Origin of the sequence: Rhizobium glycinendophyticum, from assembly GCF_006443685.1 — a bacterium.
Lineage (GTDB): Bacteria > Pseudomonadota > Alphaproteobacteria > Rhizobiales > Rhizobiaceae > Allorhizobium > Allorhizobium glycinendophyticum.
The window spans coordinates 672,811-686,903 of the sequence record NZ_VFYP01000001.1; the positions used below are offsets into that span (position 1 = coordinate 672,811).

The 14,093-nt window shown below is 61.2% G+C and carries 12 protein-coding genes; 5 read left to right on the plus strand and 7 right to left on the minus strand.

The features are described 5' to 3' along the window. Nucleotides 1-5 precede the first annotated feature (5 nt). A complete protein-coding gene (locus tag FJQ55_RS03260) occupies nt 6-1,049 on the minus strand; it encodes a Fe(3+) ABC transporter substrate-binding protein (protein WP_140826274.1) in 1,044 nt (347 codons plus the stop codon). A gap of 172 nt (nt 1,050-1,221) precedes the next feature. Between FJQ55_RS03260 and rirA the strand changes: the two genes are divergently transcribed. From rirA to FJQ55_RS03275, 3 genes are all read left to right on the plus strand, one after another. Continuing rightward, on the plus strand, nt 1,222-1,704 hold the full coding sequence (gene rirA / locus FJQ55_RS03265; protein WP_062276273.1) for an iron-responsive transcriptional regulator RirA: 483 nt from the start codon (nt 1,222-1,224) through the stop codon (nt 1,702-1,704). Nucleotides 1,705-1,934: 230 nt separating this feature from the next. Next, the gene (locus FJQ55_RS03270) at nt 1,935-3,575 is read left to right on the plus strand and encodes a GMC family oxidoreductase (RefSeq protein ID WP_140826275.1); all 1,641 of its coding nucleotides are present in this window, start codon (nt 1,935-1,937) and stop codon (nt 3,573-3,575) included. 48 nt (nt 3,576-3,623) lie between these two features. After that, nucleotides 3,624-4,157, plus strand: a complete 534-nt coding sequence (locus FJQ55_RS03275; RefSeq protein WP_140826276.1) for a gluconokinase — start codon at nt 3,624-3,626, stop codon at nt 4,155-4,157. 38 nt (nt 4,158-4,195) lie between these two features. On the opposite strand, the gene FJQ55_RS03280 is transcribed toward FJQ55_RS03275, so the two are convergent. The 3 genes from FJQ55_RS03280 to FJQ55_RS03290 all read right to left on the minus strand — a co-directional run bounded on the left by FJQ55_RS03280 (nt 4,196) and on the right by FJQ55_RS03290 (nt 8,395). After that, the gene (locus FJQ55_RS03280; protein ID WP_140826277.1) at nt 4,196-5,494 is read right to left on the minus strand and encodes an NAD(P)/FAD-dependent oxidoreductase; all 1,299 of its coding nucleotides are present in this window, start codon (nt 5,492-5,494) and stop codon (nt 4,196-4,198) included. 10 nt (nt 5,495-5,504) lie between these two features. Then, nucleotides 5,505-6,863 carry a glutamine synthetase family protein gene (locus tag FJQ55_RS03285; protein ID WP_140826278.1) on the minus strand — a complete coding sequence of 453 codons (1,359 nt, stop codon included), beginning with the start codon at nt 6,861-6,863 and terminating at the stop codon, nt 5,505-5,507. A gap of 278 nt (nt 6,864-7,141) precedes the next feature. Then, nucleotides 7,142-8,395 carry an NAD(P)/FAD-dependent oxidoreductase gene (locus FJQ55_RS03290; RefSeq protein ID WP_140826279.1) on the minus strand — a complete coding sequence of 418 codons (1,254 nt, stop codon included), beginning with the start codon at nt 8,393-8,395 and terminating at the stop codon, nt 7,142-7,144. Nucleotides 8,396-8,563: 168 nt separating this feature from the next. On the opposite strand from FJQ55_RS03290, the gene FJQ55_RS03295 reads away from it, so the two are divergent. Continuing rightward, a complete protein-coding gene (locus tag FJQ55_RS03295) occupies nt 8,564-8,929 on the plus strand; it encodes a YbaN family protein (protein WP_140826280.1) in 366 nt (121 codons plus the stop codon). Nucleotides 8,930-8,992: 63 nt separating this feature from the next. Here FJQ55_RS03295 and galE read toward each other — a convergent pair whose 3' ends face one another. From galE to FJQ55_RS03310, 3 genes are read right to left on the minus strand one after another with little or no spacing between them, the layout of a single operon-like run. Further along, on the minus strand, nt 8,993-9,979 hold the full coding sequence (galE, locus tag FJQ55_RS03300; RefSeq protein ID WP_140826281.1) for a UDP-glucose 4-epimerase GalE: 987 nt from the start codon (nt 9,977-9,979) through the stop codon (nt 8,993-8,995). A 51-nt stretch (nt 9,980-10,030) separates the two neighbouring features. Next, a complete protein-coding gene (locus tag FJQ55_RS03305; RefSeq protein WP_140826282.1) occupies nt 10,031-11,188 on the minus strand; it encodes a UDP-galactopyranose/dTDP-fucopyranose mutase family protein in 1,158 nt (385 codons plus the stop codon). A gap of 60 nt (nt 11,189-11,248) precedes the next feature. Beyond that, nucleotides 11,249-13,288 (minus strand): O-linked N-acetylglucosamine transferase, SPINDLY family protein, encoded by a 2,040-nt coding sequence (locus FJQ55_RS03310; RefSeq protein WP_140826283.1) that lies wholly within the window; start codon nt 13,286-13,288, stop codon nt 11,249-11,251. Nucleotides 13,289-13,343: 55 nt separating this feature from the next. Here FJQ55_RS03310 and FJQ55_RS03315 point away from each other — a divergent pair, with 55 nt between their 5' ends. Beyond that, on the plus strand, nt 13,344-14,090 hold the full coding sequence (locus tag FJQ55_RS03315) for a hypothetical protein (RefSeq protein WP_425467494.1): 747 nt from the start codon (nt 13,344-13,346) through the stop codon (nt 14,088-14,090). Nucleotides 14,091-14,093 lie beyond the last annotated feature (3 nt).

A 14,093-nucleotide genomic window follows, 5' to 3' on the forward strand; every position in this document is an offset into this window, starting at 1 on the left:
AAGTCTTATTGGGTCGGGCCATCGTTCAGGCCGACCTTGTCGACCAGTTCCGATGCGATCTTGCGATTGGCAGCGATTTCCGCGAGCGGCAGTGCATCAGGCTTGATTGGTCCGAAGCCGGCAACGATTGCAGACGGCTTGGAGCGAGGGCCGACAGGATATTCGAACACCTGCTCGGCATAGATCGTCTGGGCTTCGTCAGAGGCCAGGAATTCCATCAGCTTGACGGCATTGTCCTTGTTCGGCGCGTTCTTGGCGAGCGCCATGCCTGACACGTTCACATGCGTGCCACGATCGGCAGCATTCGGGAACAGGACCTTTACGGAAGCAGCCCATTCCTTCTCTTCCGGGTCCTTCTCGTTCGTCATCATCAGGCCGAGATAGTATGTGTTGGCAAGACCGAGATCGCATTCGCCGGAATAGATGGCCTTGGCCTGGGAGCGGTCATTGCCGTCGGGTTTCTTGGTCAGATTGTCCTTCAGGCCCTTCAGCCAGGTTTCGGTGTATTCAGCCCCATGATGGGCAACCATCGAGGCAAAAAGACCGATATTGTAGGAGTGCTGGGCATCGCGCATGCAGATGCGCCCCTTCCACTTCGGATCGGCGAGTTCCTCATAGGTGATCGCCGTCTCCTTGACGCGTTCCTTCGAGGCATAGACCACACGGCCACGGGTGGTGAGACCAAACCAGTTGCCCTCGGGGTCGCGATACTGCGCAGGGATCTGGCTGTTAATCTTGTCGTCATTCAGCGACTGCGTCACGCCGCCGTCCTTGGCCTCGGTGAGGCGGGCGATATCGACGGTGAGAATGAGGTCAGCAGGCGAGTTTGCACCCTCAGCCGCAATACGTTCCACCAGACCCTTGTCGAGGAACAGCACGTTGGTCTTGATGCCCGTCTCCTCCGTAAACTTGTCCATCAGCGGCTGGATGAGTTCCGGCTGGCGATACGAATAGATGTTCACTTCGCCATCGGCCAATGCCGCGCCGGCAGTCAATGCCAGCATCGAGGCGGCGCCCAAAGCAAGCGCGGTGAAAGATCCGGATGTCATGGATTGCCTCCCGTTCTAAAAATGTTGAGGCGCATATTCATGAAATGAAATAAGCTGTCAATCGCGTGACACTCGCTTCACGGACACGTGAGGCCAGAACTTGAGTATTTTGGAATTGTTCAAAACTGCAAAAGGCGCTATATAAGCTCTAAGAGAACCAGAGGAATCGTGCATGCGTTTGACAAAGCAGACAAATTACGCCGTGCGCATGCTGATGTACTGCGCCGCCAACAATGAGCAGTTGAGCCGCATTCCCGAAATTGCCAAGGCTTATGGCGTTTCCGAGCTGTTCCTGTTCAAGATTTTGCAGCCGCTGAACAAGGCCGGTCTCGTCGAGACGGTCCGTGGTCGAAATGGCGGTGTACGTCTTGGGCGCCCCGCCGAGAAGATCACGCTGTTCGACGTCGTCAAGGTTACCGAAGACAGCTTTGCCATGGCCGAATGTTTCGAAGATGACGGCGATGTCGATTGCCCGCTGATCGACAGCTGTGGGCTGAACTCGGCCCTGCGCAAAGCACTGAACGCTTTCTTTGACGTGCTGACCGAATACACCATCGACGATCTGGTCAAGGCACGCCCACAGATCAACTTCCTGCTCGGCATCGACGATCTCGCGCCGCGCCGGGTAACCGGCGTGGCGGCACCTGCGGCCTGACAACCGGTCGCACGCCTCAAAGCCTTCAAGATCCCGAGACCCGCCTTGCGCGGGTCTTTTTTTGTCTTCGTCCCACCTCAGGCGGAGCGGGAGGGGCCGCAGGCATCGTCCTCCCCGCACGCCATGACCTGCTTGCGTCGGCCATTGTCTATGCTACGCTTACGTTCACGGCAGAATTGATCGGAAAAAATACCGACCAGCGGGGACTGGGCAGCCGTGTGGGGGATGGCATGGACGATTACGTCATCGTGGGAGGGGGCTCGGCGGGCGCGGTGATGGCGGCCCGCCTTAGCGAAGATCCATCCGTCACCGTCTGTCTGCTCGAGGCCGGCGGCCGGGGTGACGGAATTTTCGCCCGCGTTCCGATGGCAGCAGCGGCTGTCGTTCCGGGGCATGTCAAAAGTGGCAACTGGCGCTTCTCCACTGTTCCGCAAAAGGGCCTGAACAACCGCATCGGTTACCAGCCTCGCGGCCGTGGTCTGGGTGGCTCGAGCCTTGTCAATGCCATGCTCTATGTCCGTGGCCATCAGCGCGATTACGATGAATGGGCAGCGCTCGGTTGCCATGGCTGGTCCTGGGCAGACGTGCTCCCCTGGTTCCGCAAGGCCGAAGACAACATCCGGGGTGCCGATGCGCTGCATGGACGCGGCGGGCCGCTCCAGGTCTGTGACCAGAACTGGGCGCGACCGATCAATCTCGCCTTCATCAGGGCTGCGGAGCAATGCGGCTATCGACACAACGATGATTTCAACGGCCCGGATCAGGAGGGCGTCGGTCTCTATCAGGCCACGCAATTTTGGCAGGGGCCGAAACGCGGCGAGCGATGCTCGGCCGCTGCCGCCTATCTGCATGATGTGATGCATCGGCGCAATCTGACCGTGATCACCGGTGCTCATGTTACCCGCATCCTGGTCGAGCGGGGCAGGGCGGTCGCAGTCGTTTATCGTAAGGGCGGTGAGGAGCGCACCGTTCGTGCCGCTCGTGAGGTCATCCTCGCCGCTGGTGCGCTGCAATCGCCCCACATTCTCATGCTGTCCGGCATCGGACCGGCAGATCATCTGCGCCAACACGACATCCCGGTCGTGCTCGACCAGCCGGGGATCGGCGCCAATCTCCAGGATCACCTGGATTACACCATGATCTTTCGCTCTGCGGATACCGACCTCTTCGGCCTGGGGCTGAAGGCGACACGCGATCTCCTGCGTGCAGCAAACGAGTGGCGCACCGAGCGCATGGGGCACTTGCGGTCGACCTGCGCCGAATCGGGAGGTTTCCTCAAGACCGACGCTGCTCTGGACCGACCTGACATTCAGCTGCATTTCCTGGTCGGCATGGTGGATGACCACGTCCGCAAGATGCATTGGGGCCACGGTTATTCCGCCCATGTCTGCGTGCTCAGACCCCATTCGCGCGGCACGGTCCGCCTGGCCAGCGCCGATCCCTTTGCAAACCCGTTGATCGACCCGGCGTTCCTGAGCGATCCGAGGGATCTGACGACATTGCGCAAGGGCGCGCGCCGCCTCGCCGACATCATGGCAGCGCCTGCGCTCGCCCGCTATCGTGGTCGCGAACTCTATCCGGCGGGTGAAAGCGACGCTGAACTGAATGCCGCCATCCGCGCCCGCGCCGATACGATCTACCATCCTGTCGGCACCTGCCGAATGGGCTCTGATCCGGCAGCCGTGGTCGCGCCGGATCTCAAATTCAACGGCATTGAAGGCCTGCGTGTCGTCGACGCCTCGGTCATGCCACGCCTGATCGGCGGTAACACCAATGCCCCCGTGATCATGATGGCGGAAAAGACGGCTGCCGCGATCCGTGCAGAGCGCCACCCGGCTCGTAAGGTGGACGCCGGATTGAATTTCGCCTGAAGCCCCTTATTGTCGCGCCTCCCGAAAGACGTGCACGACAGGAAGACCATGCAGCCCGGAACCATCGCATCGACACCGCTCGCCATCATCGTCATGGGGGTCAGCGGATGCGGCAAATCTTCCGTCGGTGCGGATCTGGCGGCCAGCCTCGGCCTCGCCTTCGTCGAAGGCGACGTCCTGCATCCGAAGGCCAATGTCGACAAGATGGCGGCCGGCACGCCGCTGACTGACGACGATCGCTGGCCTTGGTTGGCGATCATCGGCCAGACCATGGCCGATTCCTTGGCGAGAGGGCAGGGGATCGTCGTCTCCTGCTCGGCCTTGAAGAAGATCTACCGCGACCGCCTGCGCGCCGCCACGGGCGGGCGCCTGGCCTTCGTCTATCTGGAAGGGTCACACGCCTTGCTGAGCGCGCGCATGGGCGCCCGCACCGGCCATTTCATGCCGCCGGCCCTTCTCGAGAGCCAGCTTGCAACCCTCGAAGTTCCGACCGGGGAACCGGGCGTGGTGACCGTCTCCATCGATCAACCCGTCGCGTCGATCGTAGGGGATGCCCTGGGGGGCTTGACGCGGATCGGCTGAGCCGGTGATGAAGAAAGGGTGGACCTGCGCTTTCGGGATCAAACGCCGAGCTTGTCGCGCAGCCCATACCACCAGGCGCCCATGACCGTGAACGGCACCCGGAACATCCGACCACCGGGGAAGGGGTAGGCCTGCAGCGACGACCACACGTCGAAGCGGCTCATCTGGCCGTGCACGGCCTCGCCCAGGATCTTGCCGAGCAGATGCGTGGTGGTAACCCCATGACCGCTGTCGCCATGCGAGAAGTAGACGGTGTCGGAGAGCTTGCCCATATGCGGAATGCGCGTCAGCGTCAGGGCGAAATTGCCGCTCCAGGCATAGTCGATCTTCACGTCCTTCAACTGCGGGAAGGTCTTCAGCATGTTCGGCCGGATGACGCCCGTCAGATTCTTCGGATCCTGACCGCCGTAACCGATGCCGCCGCCATAGAGCAGGCGGTTGTCGGCCGTGCGGCGATAGTAGTCGAGCACGTAATTGGCATCCTCGACGCAGTAGTTGGCCGGCAGCAGTTCCTCGATCAGTCTGGCGTCGAGCGGTTCGGTCGCCATGACCTGGGAGGAGACCGGCATCATCTTTTCGGTGATCTTCGGTGCGAGCCCCGCCATGTAGGCATTGCCGCAGACCAGAATATGCTTTGCCTTCACGACGCCGCCTTCTGTGCAGACGAAGGGTTGCGGTCCAGTGTCGAGATGCATGACCTTGGAGTTTTCGAAGATCTTCGCCCCCAGGCTTTCGGCCGCTGCCGCTTCGCCCAGCACCAGGTCGAGCGGATGGATATGGCCGCCCTTGGTATCGATCATGCCGCCAACATAGCGGTCGGCCTTCACATATTTGCCGACCTCGGACTTCGAGACCATTTCCAGCCCGTCATGGCCGTGCTTCTGCCAGTTGGACCGTACTTCGGCCATTTCCTTCACCTGCTTTTCGGTGAAGGCTGCGAAGAAGCCGCCATCGACGAGATCGCATTCGATGCCGTATTTCGCCACACGCTCGCGAATAATCTTGCCGCCTTCCAGCGACATCTCGCCGAGCCGTGCCGCTCTTTCAGGACCATAACGCTTGGCGATCGTCTCGAGATCGCGGCTATACCCGTTGACGATCTGCCCGCCATTGCGACCGGACGCACCGAAGCCGATGCGGTCGGCCTCGAGAACGATCACCGAGTAGCCGTTTTCCGCCAGTTGTAGTGCCGCCGAAATGCCGGTGAAGCCGGCACCGATCACGCAGACATCGGCCGTGTGCTGACCATCCAGCTTGGGCCGAACGCGTTTGTCGCGGGCAGACGCCGCATAATAGGTGGCCGCATGGCCGGGATTGGGTCCGATCGACTTTTCCATGGGCTTCACCTCAAACGGTTCGGATATAGGCGTCGTATTCGACGTCGGTTACGCGCAGCGAGAATTCGGAGAGTTCCTGATACTTGCAGGCCGTGTAGAGCCCGCGATACTTCGGGCCCAGCGCCGCATAGGCAAAGCTCGACTTGGCAAAGCGCTGCAATGAATAGTCCCAGTTGGTCGGCAGCGGCTCGTGGCTCACCGCGTGCTCGTCGCCCGTAATTGCGCCGCCAGGCGAGAGCTTTTCCTTCATGCCGGCGAGCGCCGCTGACAGGATCATCGCCAGCACCAGATAGGGGTTGGTATCGGAACCGGCGACACGATGCTCGATGCGGGTTGCAGGCGTCGAGGCAGTGATCACGCGAACCGCGGCCGAGCGGTTGTCGATGCCCCATGAGGCGTAGGTCGGAGCATGTTCGGAAGGGCGCAGGCGCCGATAGGAGTTCTGGTGCGGCGCGAAAATCGCCATGCTCTCACCCATGTTCTCCAGCAATCCGCCGACGGAATGATAGAGCGCCTCGGAGGGTCCGTCCTCGCCGACATAGATGTTGCGGCCCTGTTCATCCAGCACCGAGAAATGCACATGCATGCCGCTTCCGGCCTGCATGCCGTAAGGCTTCGCCATAAAGGTGGCGTCGAGGTCGTTGGCCCGCGCCACGCCCTTGACGATACGCTTCAGCAAAACCGCATAGTCGGCGGCTGCAAGGGCATCCGGCACATGGTTCAGGTTGATTTCGTACTGGCCGGGACCGTTTTCCCGCAGCGTCGTATCGGCCGGCACTTTCTGGGCGCGGGCCGCCGTTGAGATCCCGTGAAAGACCTCTTCGAAATCCTGCAGTTCGGAGATCGACAGAACCTGCGTCTGGCCGGTGTGCCAGCGACCGTCACGCGTATTGGGCGGCCGCACCGGATCGAGCGCCGAGCGCACCGGGTCGATCAGGTAGAATTCCAGCTCGGTCGCGACGACCGGCGTCAGCTTGGCGGCAGCAAAGCGCGCCATGACATTGGCCAGCACCTGCCGCGGATCGGCGTAGAAGCTCTCGCCCTCCGTCGTTCGCATTTGGAGCAGGACCTGCGCGGTCGGCCGCGACAGCCAGGTCACCCGGGAAAGAGTACCCGGCACGGGAAAGCAGATGCCATCAGGGTCGCCGGTGCCCTCAGCGAGGCCGGCGGCATTGACGTCGCGGCCCCAGACGTCAAGCGCATAGACCGAGCGTGGCATCGCCATGCCCTTGGTCAAAACGTCGATGGCGCGTTCGCGCGGGATCCACTTGCCGCGCGGAACGCCGTTCACGTCGATCACGAAGGCTTCGAGTACTTCAATATCGGGATTTGCCGCGAAGAATTCGCGTGCCTCTTCGGCCATGTCCATGGGTCACCGTAATGGCTGATGTCGATCGGGTTTTAAACGCGCAGCAAGACGCGAGCGGACTGTCCGCTAACGATAGACGCTTTTCGCGTTATGGATCAAACACCGGCGCATGCCACTGCCCGTCTCTCAGGATCGCATCTGGACCCGGGCCCATGAGGAGCCTGAAGGTCCGGTCTGTTTCCGTCGGGAAACAATTTGATCAAATTGCGCAGCTTGGATAGCACTTCCCGTTCCTGAAGGCTAGCCCCGGCGAACACCTGCCAGTCGAGGCGGCAGCCTCAGGCGCGAAAACGTTCCGGACTCCAGGCTTTCGGATCGAGGAAAGGCTTCTCCCCCGTCATCATCTCGGCGATCAGGCGGCCTGTCGTTGGCCCAAGGGTAAGGCCGTGATGAGCATGGCCGAACGCGAACCAGAGACCCTCGTGGCGCGGCGCCTTGCCGATCACAGGCATCATGTCAGGCGTGCAGGGGCGGGCGCCCATCCAGGGCTCCGCATCCAGCCGTTCGGCAAGCGGGAAGATTTCGCGCGCCACTTTCTCGGCGCGGGCGAGCTGCACCGGCGATTTCGGCGCATCGCGATTGGCAAATTCCGCCCCGGTGGTCAGACGGATACCCTTGTCCATCGGCGCGAGAAAATAACCCCGCTCGGCATCCATCGTCCAGTTGTTGAGCACGGCATTGCCCGCAGGGGCGTAATGCATGTGATAGCCGCGCTTGACCCCAAGCAGGAAGCGATAACCGAACTTGCGCGTCACCTCTTCCGACCAGGGGCCAAGTGCGAGAACCACCTCGTCGCCATCGACCATGCCGTCATCGGTTTGCACCCGCCATCCGTGACCGTTTGGCCCCTGTTCCAGGCTCAAGGCATCGCCTTTGACGAAACGGCCGCCGAGCGACTGGAAATAGGCGAGATAGGCCTGCGTCAGCCCATGCGGGTCGGTGACGGACCAGGGGTCGTTCCACTTCAGGCCACCGACGAAGTCACCGCGAATATGCGGTTCTTCCTTTGCCAGATCTTCGCGCGAGAGCGCGCGGTAGCTGACGCCGTATTCGCGCGAAAGCCGCTCGGCCTCGGCAAGTTCGGTATCGCGCTTGCCGTTGGTGCGGAAGATCTCCATCCAGCCGTCCTTGCGGATCAGGTGCCCGGCATTGGCGGCCTCGATCAGGTCCTTGTGTTCTGTGACCGAGCTTTCAATCAGCGGCGCATAGGCGCGCGCGATCGCCTGATGGCGGCTCTTGTTCGAATGCCACCAGTAGCGTGACAGGAACGGCACGAGCTTGAGCATGGCGCTCGCATGGTAATGCGCATCGATGCGGTTGTTGAAACCGTAGCGGATCAGCATGCCCAGTTCCTGAGGAAAACCGTAGGGCACGACGCCCTCGCGCTGGATCAGCCCGGCATTGCCAAACGACGTCTCTTCGCCTGCCCCACGCCGATCCACCAAAATGACCGAACGGCCGCGACGGGCGAGGTGAATGGCAGTGGATACGCCGATAATGCCGGCGCCGAGAACGAGGGTGGTCTTGGACATGAGACTTCAGAATTCCTGAGGACGAGATTTCCCGGCCAAGGATGCATGTCCCCTGTTGCGGTGCAAACGAAAAATTGCCGCAATTGCTCCGATCCTCAACATCCTTGCCAAGTTGCGAACATGCGGTATCTCTGGCGCAACTTAAAGCTTCGCCGCGAAGGACACCGCATGCGTCTTCTCACTCTCGCCGCTGCCTGGCTGCTGGTCGCGATCGGCGTGGTCGGCGTCTTCCTGCCGCTTTTGCCGACGACGCCCTTCATGATCCTCGCGGCGGCACTCTTCGCACGTTCTTCGCCGCGCTTCGAACAGTGGTTGCTCGATCATCCCCGTTATGGTCAGCCGCTCATCGATTGGCGGCGCGAGGGAGCGATCTCCAGGAAGGCCAAGATTGCATCGGTTTCACTAATGTCGGCGAGCTATGTCATCGTCTGGATTGTCGGTCCGCCGCAACTCTGGCTCAAACTGTTGGTCGGTGCGATCCTCGTCGCCTGTGCCGTCTTCGTGCTGACTAGGCCCGGACCTCGCACGTCGTGAGCAGTGCCCCCAGACGACGAAAAGGCCTGACGGCGGAGCGAGCCAAAAGGGTTCAGTCGCCGCTCAGGAATGTCCGTTGAAGCGGCGATGCCAGGTCCAGGCCGAGCGGATGATGTCATCGACATGGTGCTCCGGCTCCCAGCCGAGCAGAGCGCGGGCCGTCGCGTTGCTCGCCACCAGAAGCGGCGGATCGCCCGGGCGTCGCTCTGCCTTCGTCACGGGCAGGGGCCGTCCGGATACGGCTTCGACGGCCGTCACCAACTCTTGAACACTGGTTCCTGTGCCGGTGCCAAGATTGATCGCCACGGTTTCTCCGCCGTTCAACAGATACTCGACGGCCCGAACATGGGCTTCAGCCAGATCAGAGACATGCACATAGTCGCGGATGCAAGTGCCATCACGTGTCTCATAGTCGTCACCAAAAATGGAGAAGCCCTGGCGTCGTCCGAGCGCCGCCTCGATGAGACGGGGAATCGCGTGCGTCTCAGGGGTGTGCCATTCGCCTATGCGGCCTTCGCTATCGGCGCCGGCAGCGTTGAAGTAGCGCAACATCACGGAGCGCATGCGGTCGCACAAGGCAAAGTCCCGTAGTGCCTGCTCGACGATATGCTTCGTGCGACCATAGGGATTGATGGGCGCCTGCGGATGCGCCTCATCGAGCGGCATGTATTGCGGTTGGCCGTAGGTGGCGCAGGTCGAGGAGAACACGAAGGCACGGATATCGGCTTCCATCATCGCCTGCAGGAGGTTCAGCGACCCGCCGACATTGATGTCGTAGAAGGCTTCGGGCTCCTTGAACGATTGCGACACCTCGATCAGACCAGCAAAATGCAGTACGGCCGCTGGCTTGTGCCGGGCCAGCACCTCGCGCAACCGCGAACGATCGCGAATGTCCCCCTCTTCGACCGGCCCCCACTTCACGAACTCGCGGTGGCCGCTTGAGAAGTTGTCATAGACGACAGGGATAAAATCCTTTGTCGCAAGCGCAAGGCAGGTGTGGGAGCCGATATAGCCGGCGCCACCGGTGACGAGAATTTTCGTTGCGGTCATCCAAAGACGCTTCCAGTAGCGAGTTTCGAACTCATCCGTGCGACCGGCCCGTCAGACAGGGGCGTGTAGAAAGGCCGGCATGGGTATATCCACCCGGCGCTGGTCGAGGAACAGTCGGGCCGTGTCGAGTGCCTCGCGGATTGTGACATCCATGTCGAGGTAACGATACGTCCCGAGCCGTCCGACAAAGGTGATGGCCGTTTCCTCTTCCGCTCGACGGACATAGGCGGCCAGCTGCTGCTTCTCCTCGACGAGTCGAATTGGGTAATAGGGAATGTCGTCCTGACCGCATTCGCGAGAAAATTCGCGATAGCACACGGACCCCTGATGCGTTTCCCAAGGCGAAAAATGCTTGTGCTCGGTGATGCGCGTATAGGGCACGGACACGTCGCCGTAGTTCATCACCGCACAGCCCTGATAGTCGCCATCATAGGTGAAGCGTTCGAAATCGAGCGTGCGATAACCCAACTGGCCGTTCTCGTAATCGAAATAACCGTCGAGCGGCCCGGAATAAAATACATGATCGAAGGCGTCGTTCTGCGACCGGTGATAGACCGTGCCGAGATGGAGGGTAATCCCCGGCTGGTCGAGAATGCCGCGCACCAGCTCCGTATAGCCGTTTTCCGGCATGCCCTGATGCTTGTGGAAGAAATAGTTGTCGTCATAGTTGAAGCGGACGGGGAGCCGCTTCAGGATCGAGGCGGGCAGGGCGGTCGGCGAGCAACCCCACTGCTTCTGCGTATAACCCTTGAAAAAGGCCTCGTAGAGATCGCGGCCGACGAACCGGAGCGCTTGCTCCTCGAAGGTCTGGGGATCGGTGATCGATGTATCGGCCTGCGTCTCGATGAACGCGCGCGCCTCGTCAGGCCGGAATGTCTTGCCGAAGAACTGGTTGATCGTGTGCAGGTTGACCGGCAACGAGAAGACCTGCCCCTGGCTCGTCGTTTTCACCCGGTTTTTGTAGGGCATGAAGGTGGCGAAGCGGTTGACGTAGTCCCACACTTCCGTGTCATCGGTGTGGAAGATGTGCGGCCCGTAGACGTGCACCATCACACCGGTATCGGCATCGCGTTCCGTGTGGCAATTGCCGGCGATGTGGCTGCGGCTGTCGAATATCTCGACGCTGTAGCCTTCCGCCGCCAGCGCCCGGCCGATCACCGCGCCCGAAAGCCCGGCACCGGCGATCGCAATTCTTCCCCTCGCACTCATCTGCTCTCCCTGCGTGTCAGTGGTCTTGCGACCTGTCCACTCTCTTCACGATGGACGCGATCAGGCGGACGGTTCCGCCCACAGGCGCGAGTCACGGGGAAGCGGCGAAAAATCATTCCACTGGCGGAGCTTCTGGAGGTAGCGCTGGCGATAGGTGCCCTCGTCCAGGAAATCGGTGTTCTCAAGCATCAGCTCTGCACCGATCTCGTAATAGACGTCGAGGTTGGTGAGATCCGGAACCGGCGTCTCTCCTCGCTCGCAATCACCCTGCATCTCCCAGAACAGCTCTTCCAGGCGCCGGACCAAGGCCGGAATATCGCGCAGCACGCTGCCCTCCCTCTGGTCTTGCAGGGACTGCTTGACGGCAGCAAGCGCTGCCGGATTGCGCGCAAAGGCGATCGCCTTGGCAACATAATCGGCGGGCGTATCGCAGATCAGCTCTGGAATGCCGGCCGCAGACACGATGCTGCTGCAGAAACGCGAGGCGAAGGTCTTGCCCGGCACAGTCAGCACCGGCAGCCCCATGGTGATCGCGTCGGCTGCCGTGGAATGGGCGCCGTAGGGGAATGTGTCGAGGAAAAGGTCGGCGAGCGCAATGCGCGCAAGGTGATGCGGGTTTGCCGCCTTCGGGGCAAAAATCAGCCGCTCGGGTGCGACGCCCCGTTCGGCGGCAAGCGTGCAAAGGCGCTGGTTGACGCTGTCGGCCGCACCGAGCAGCCAGAGCACGCTATTTGGCGTGGCAAGCAGGATGTCCATCCAACGCGAGAAGACCGGTGCCGTGGTCTTCTGCATGCCGTTGAAGCAGGCAAACACAAAGGCGTCTTCCGGCAATCCGGCCTCGGCGCGTGTCGGCGTCTTGGCAATCACGCGTTTACGGTCGATCGGCTGGTTGCAGGGAATGCGCAATACCTTCTCGCTGTAATAGATCTCGTTTTCCGGCGGTATGATCTGCTCGTCGGCGATGATGTACTGGTGGTAAGGGCTGCCCATCGAGCCGGGATAGCCGCAGAATGCCACGATGACGGGCGCCGGCCGATAGGCGAAGATCTTGGTGCGCGCATGTTTGGTGAAGCCATTGACGTCGACGAGGATATCGATCTCGTCGGCAACGATCTGATTTGCCGCCTGCAGGTCGGTGATCGATGCGATGTCGCGCCAGCCATCGACGGCGGCTTTGATCCGGTCCTGCGTGGCGTCGTTGATCCGCGTCTCGCCACAGTAATAGGCGAAAATCTCCACCTGGCTCTTGTCATGCAGTTCGAGCACTTCGCGCAGGGCGAAACCGACGGCGTGATCGCGTAGGTCGGAGGATACATAACCGATGCGCAGACGCTTGCCCGTCCCGGTCTTCACCCGCGGTGTCTGCCGGGTGAAGCCTGACGTGTCAGGCCGACCGACGAGGAAATTGTTGTAGCGATAGGCCTTGGCGAGCTGGAACAGCGGATCATCCGAGAAGCAGCCGAGCGGCAACGGCGACATGGCGTCCACAAGCTGTCGCGTCGATACATGTTCGGAGGTGACGATGATCGGCCACTTGCACTGATGCTGGCGCAGCGACAGCCAGTGCTGGCCGGCCTCTGGCTTGTCGGGCCGCAACTCGATTGCCTGCCACAAGACGGTCTCGGCTTCCTCAAGCAGTCCAGCGCCTTCCATAACACGGCCGATATGCTGCAGGGTCATCAACCGGTGGCTTGATCTTTCCGCCGTGATTTCCGCTGTCTGGTCGGCATAGCTGCGCCATTGCTGGATGGCCTGCAGGTTCAATCCGCTGTCTTCCATGGCGCGGCCAAGATTGATGTGGGCCTGACCGAATTGCGGGTTGATCCTGAGACAAGCCTGCAGCGCCTGGATGGAACCGGCGAGGTCGTCCATCTGGCGCAACGTGACGGAGTAGTTGAAATAGACAAAGTGCAGGAGCGGATTGCTGTCGTTGTAGGCGATCCAAGCCTTATAGAGTTCAGCCGCCAAGATCCGCTGACCACCGGCACTCAGAGCTTCGGCGACCTGGAACAACTCTCCCAGCGGAAGTTGTTGGTTGCGCGCGCGCAACAAGAGGGCTGCGAACAGTGAAGCATTGTCTTGGGCGGGTGCATTATCCATGATCTGGACATTCCACGAAGGTTGAGGCCTGGCGGCACGAATTGACACGGGCGCTTTGCGCTCTCGCTCATTAGCAAATCTAGCTTGCTTTGGGCTTGCCGCCGCCCTCTCATCGACGCAGGTCGCCGCGCTTTCCTCTGATCAGATCGCCGCGATGACCAGCAGCCAGATCGGCGCTTTGAGCTCCGCGGCTATTGCATCTTTGGCCACTGAAGACTTCGCAACCTTGGATTCCGCCGATATCGCGGCGATCAGCGCCAAGGCAATCTCAGGCCTTTCGACAGCAAATATCGCAGCCCTCTCCACGGCTCAGCTGGCAGCTCTGTCAAGCGCGCAGGTTGCGGCGCTGACGACAGCCCAGATCGTCGCTTTGACGACCGACAACATCGCAGCTCTCAGCATCACACAGGTCGCCGCCCTCACATCGTCTCAGGCTGCAGCGTTGAGCGCTACCCAGATCCAGAACCTGTCGACGTCTCAGGTCAAAGCACTCAGCACCAAGGCTATCGTTGGCTTCACCACCCAGCAGATCGACACGTTGAACGTCAATGTGGAAGGTCTCAGCACCGCCCATTTCGCCATTCTGAGCTCTGCCCAGATCGGGGCACTGATGTCGGATGACATCGTCGCGGCTCTGAGCACCAAGGCGATCGCCGCTTTGACGAGCACCCAGATCGCCGCCCTGACGACGGATCAGGTTGCCGCTCTGACGACCAGTCAGATCGCAGGCCTCAGCTCTGTCGCTCTTGCCGCGCTCGGCACGACGATATCGCCACCTTCTCCACCTCCGAGATCGCCCTGATCA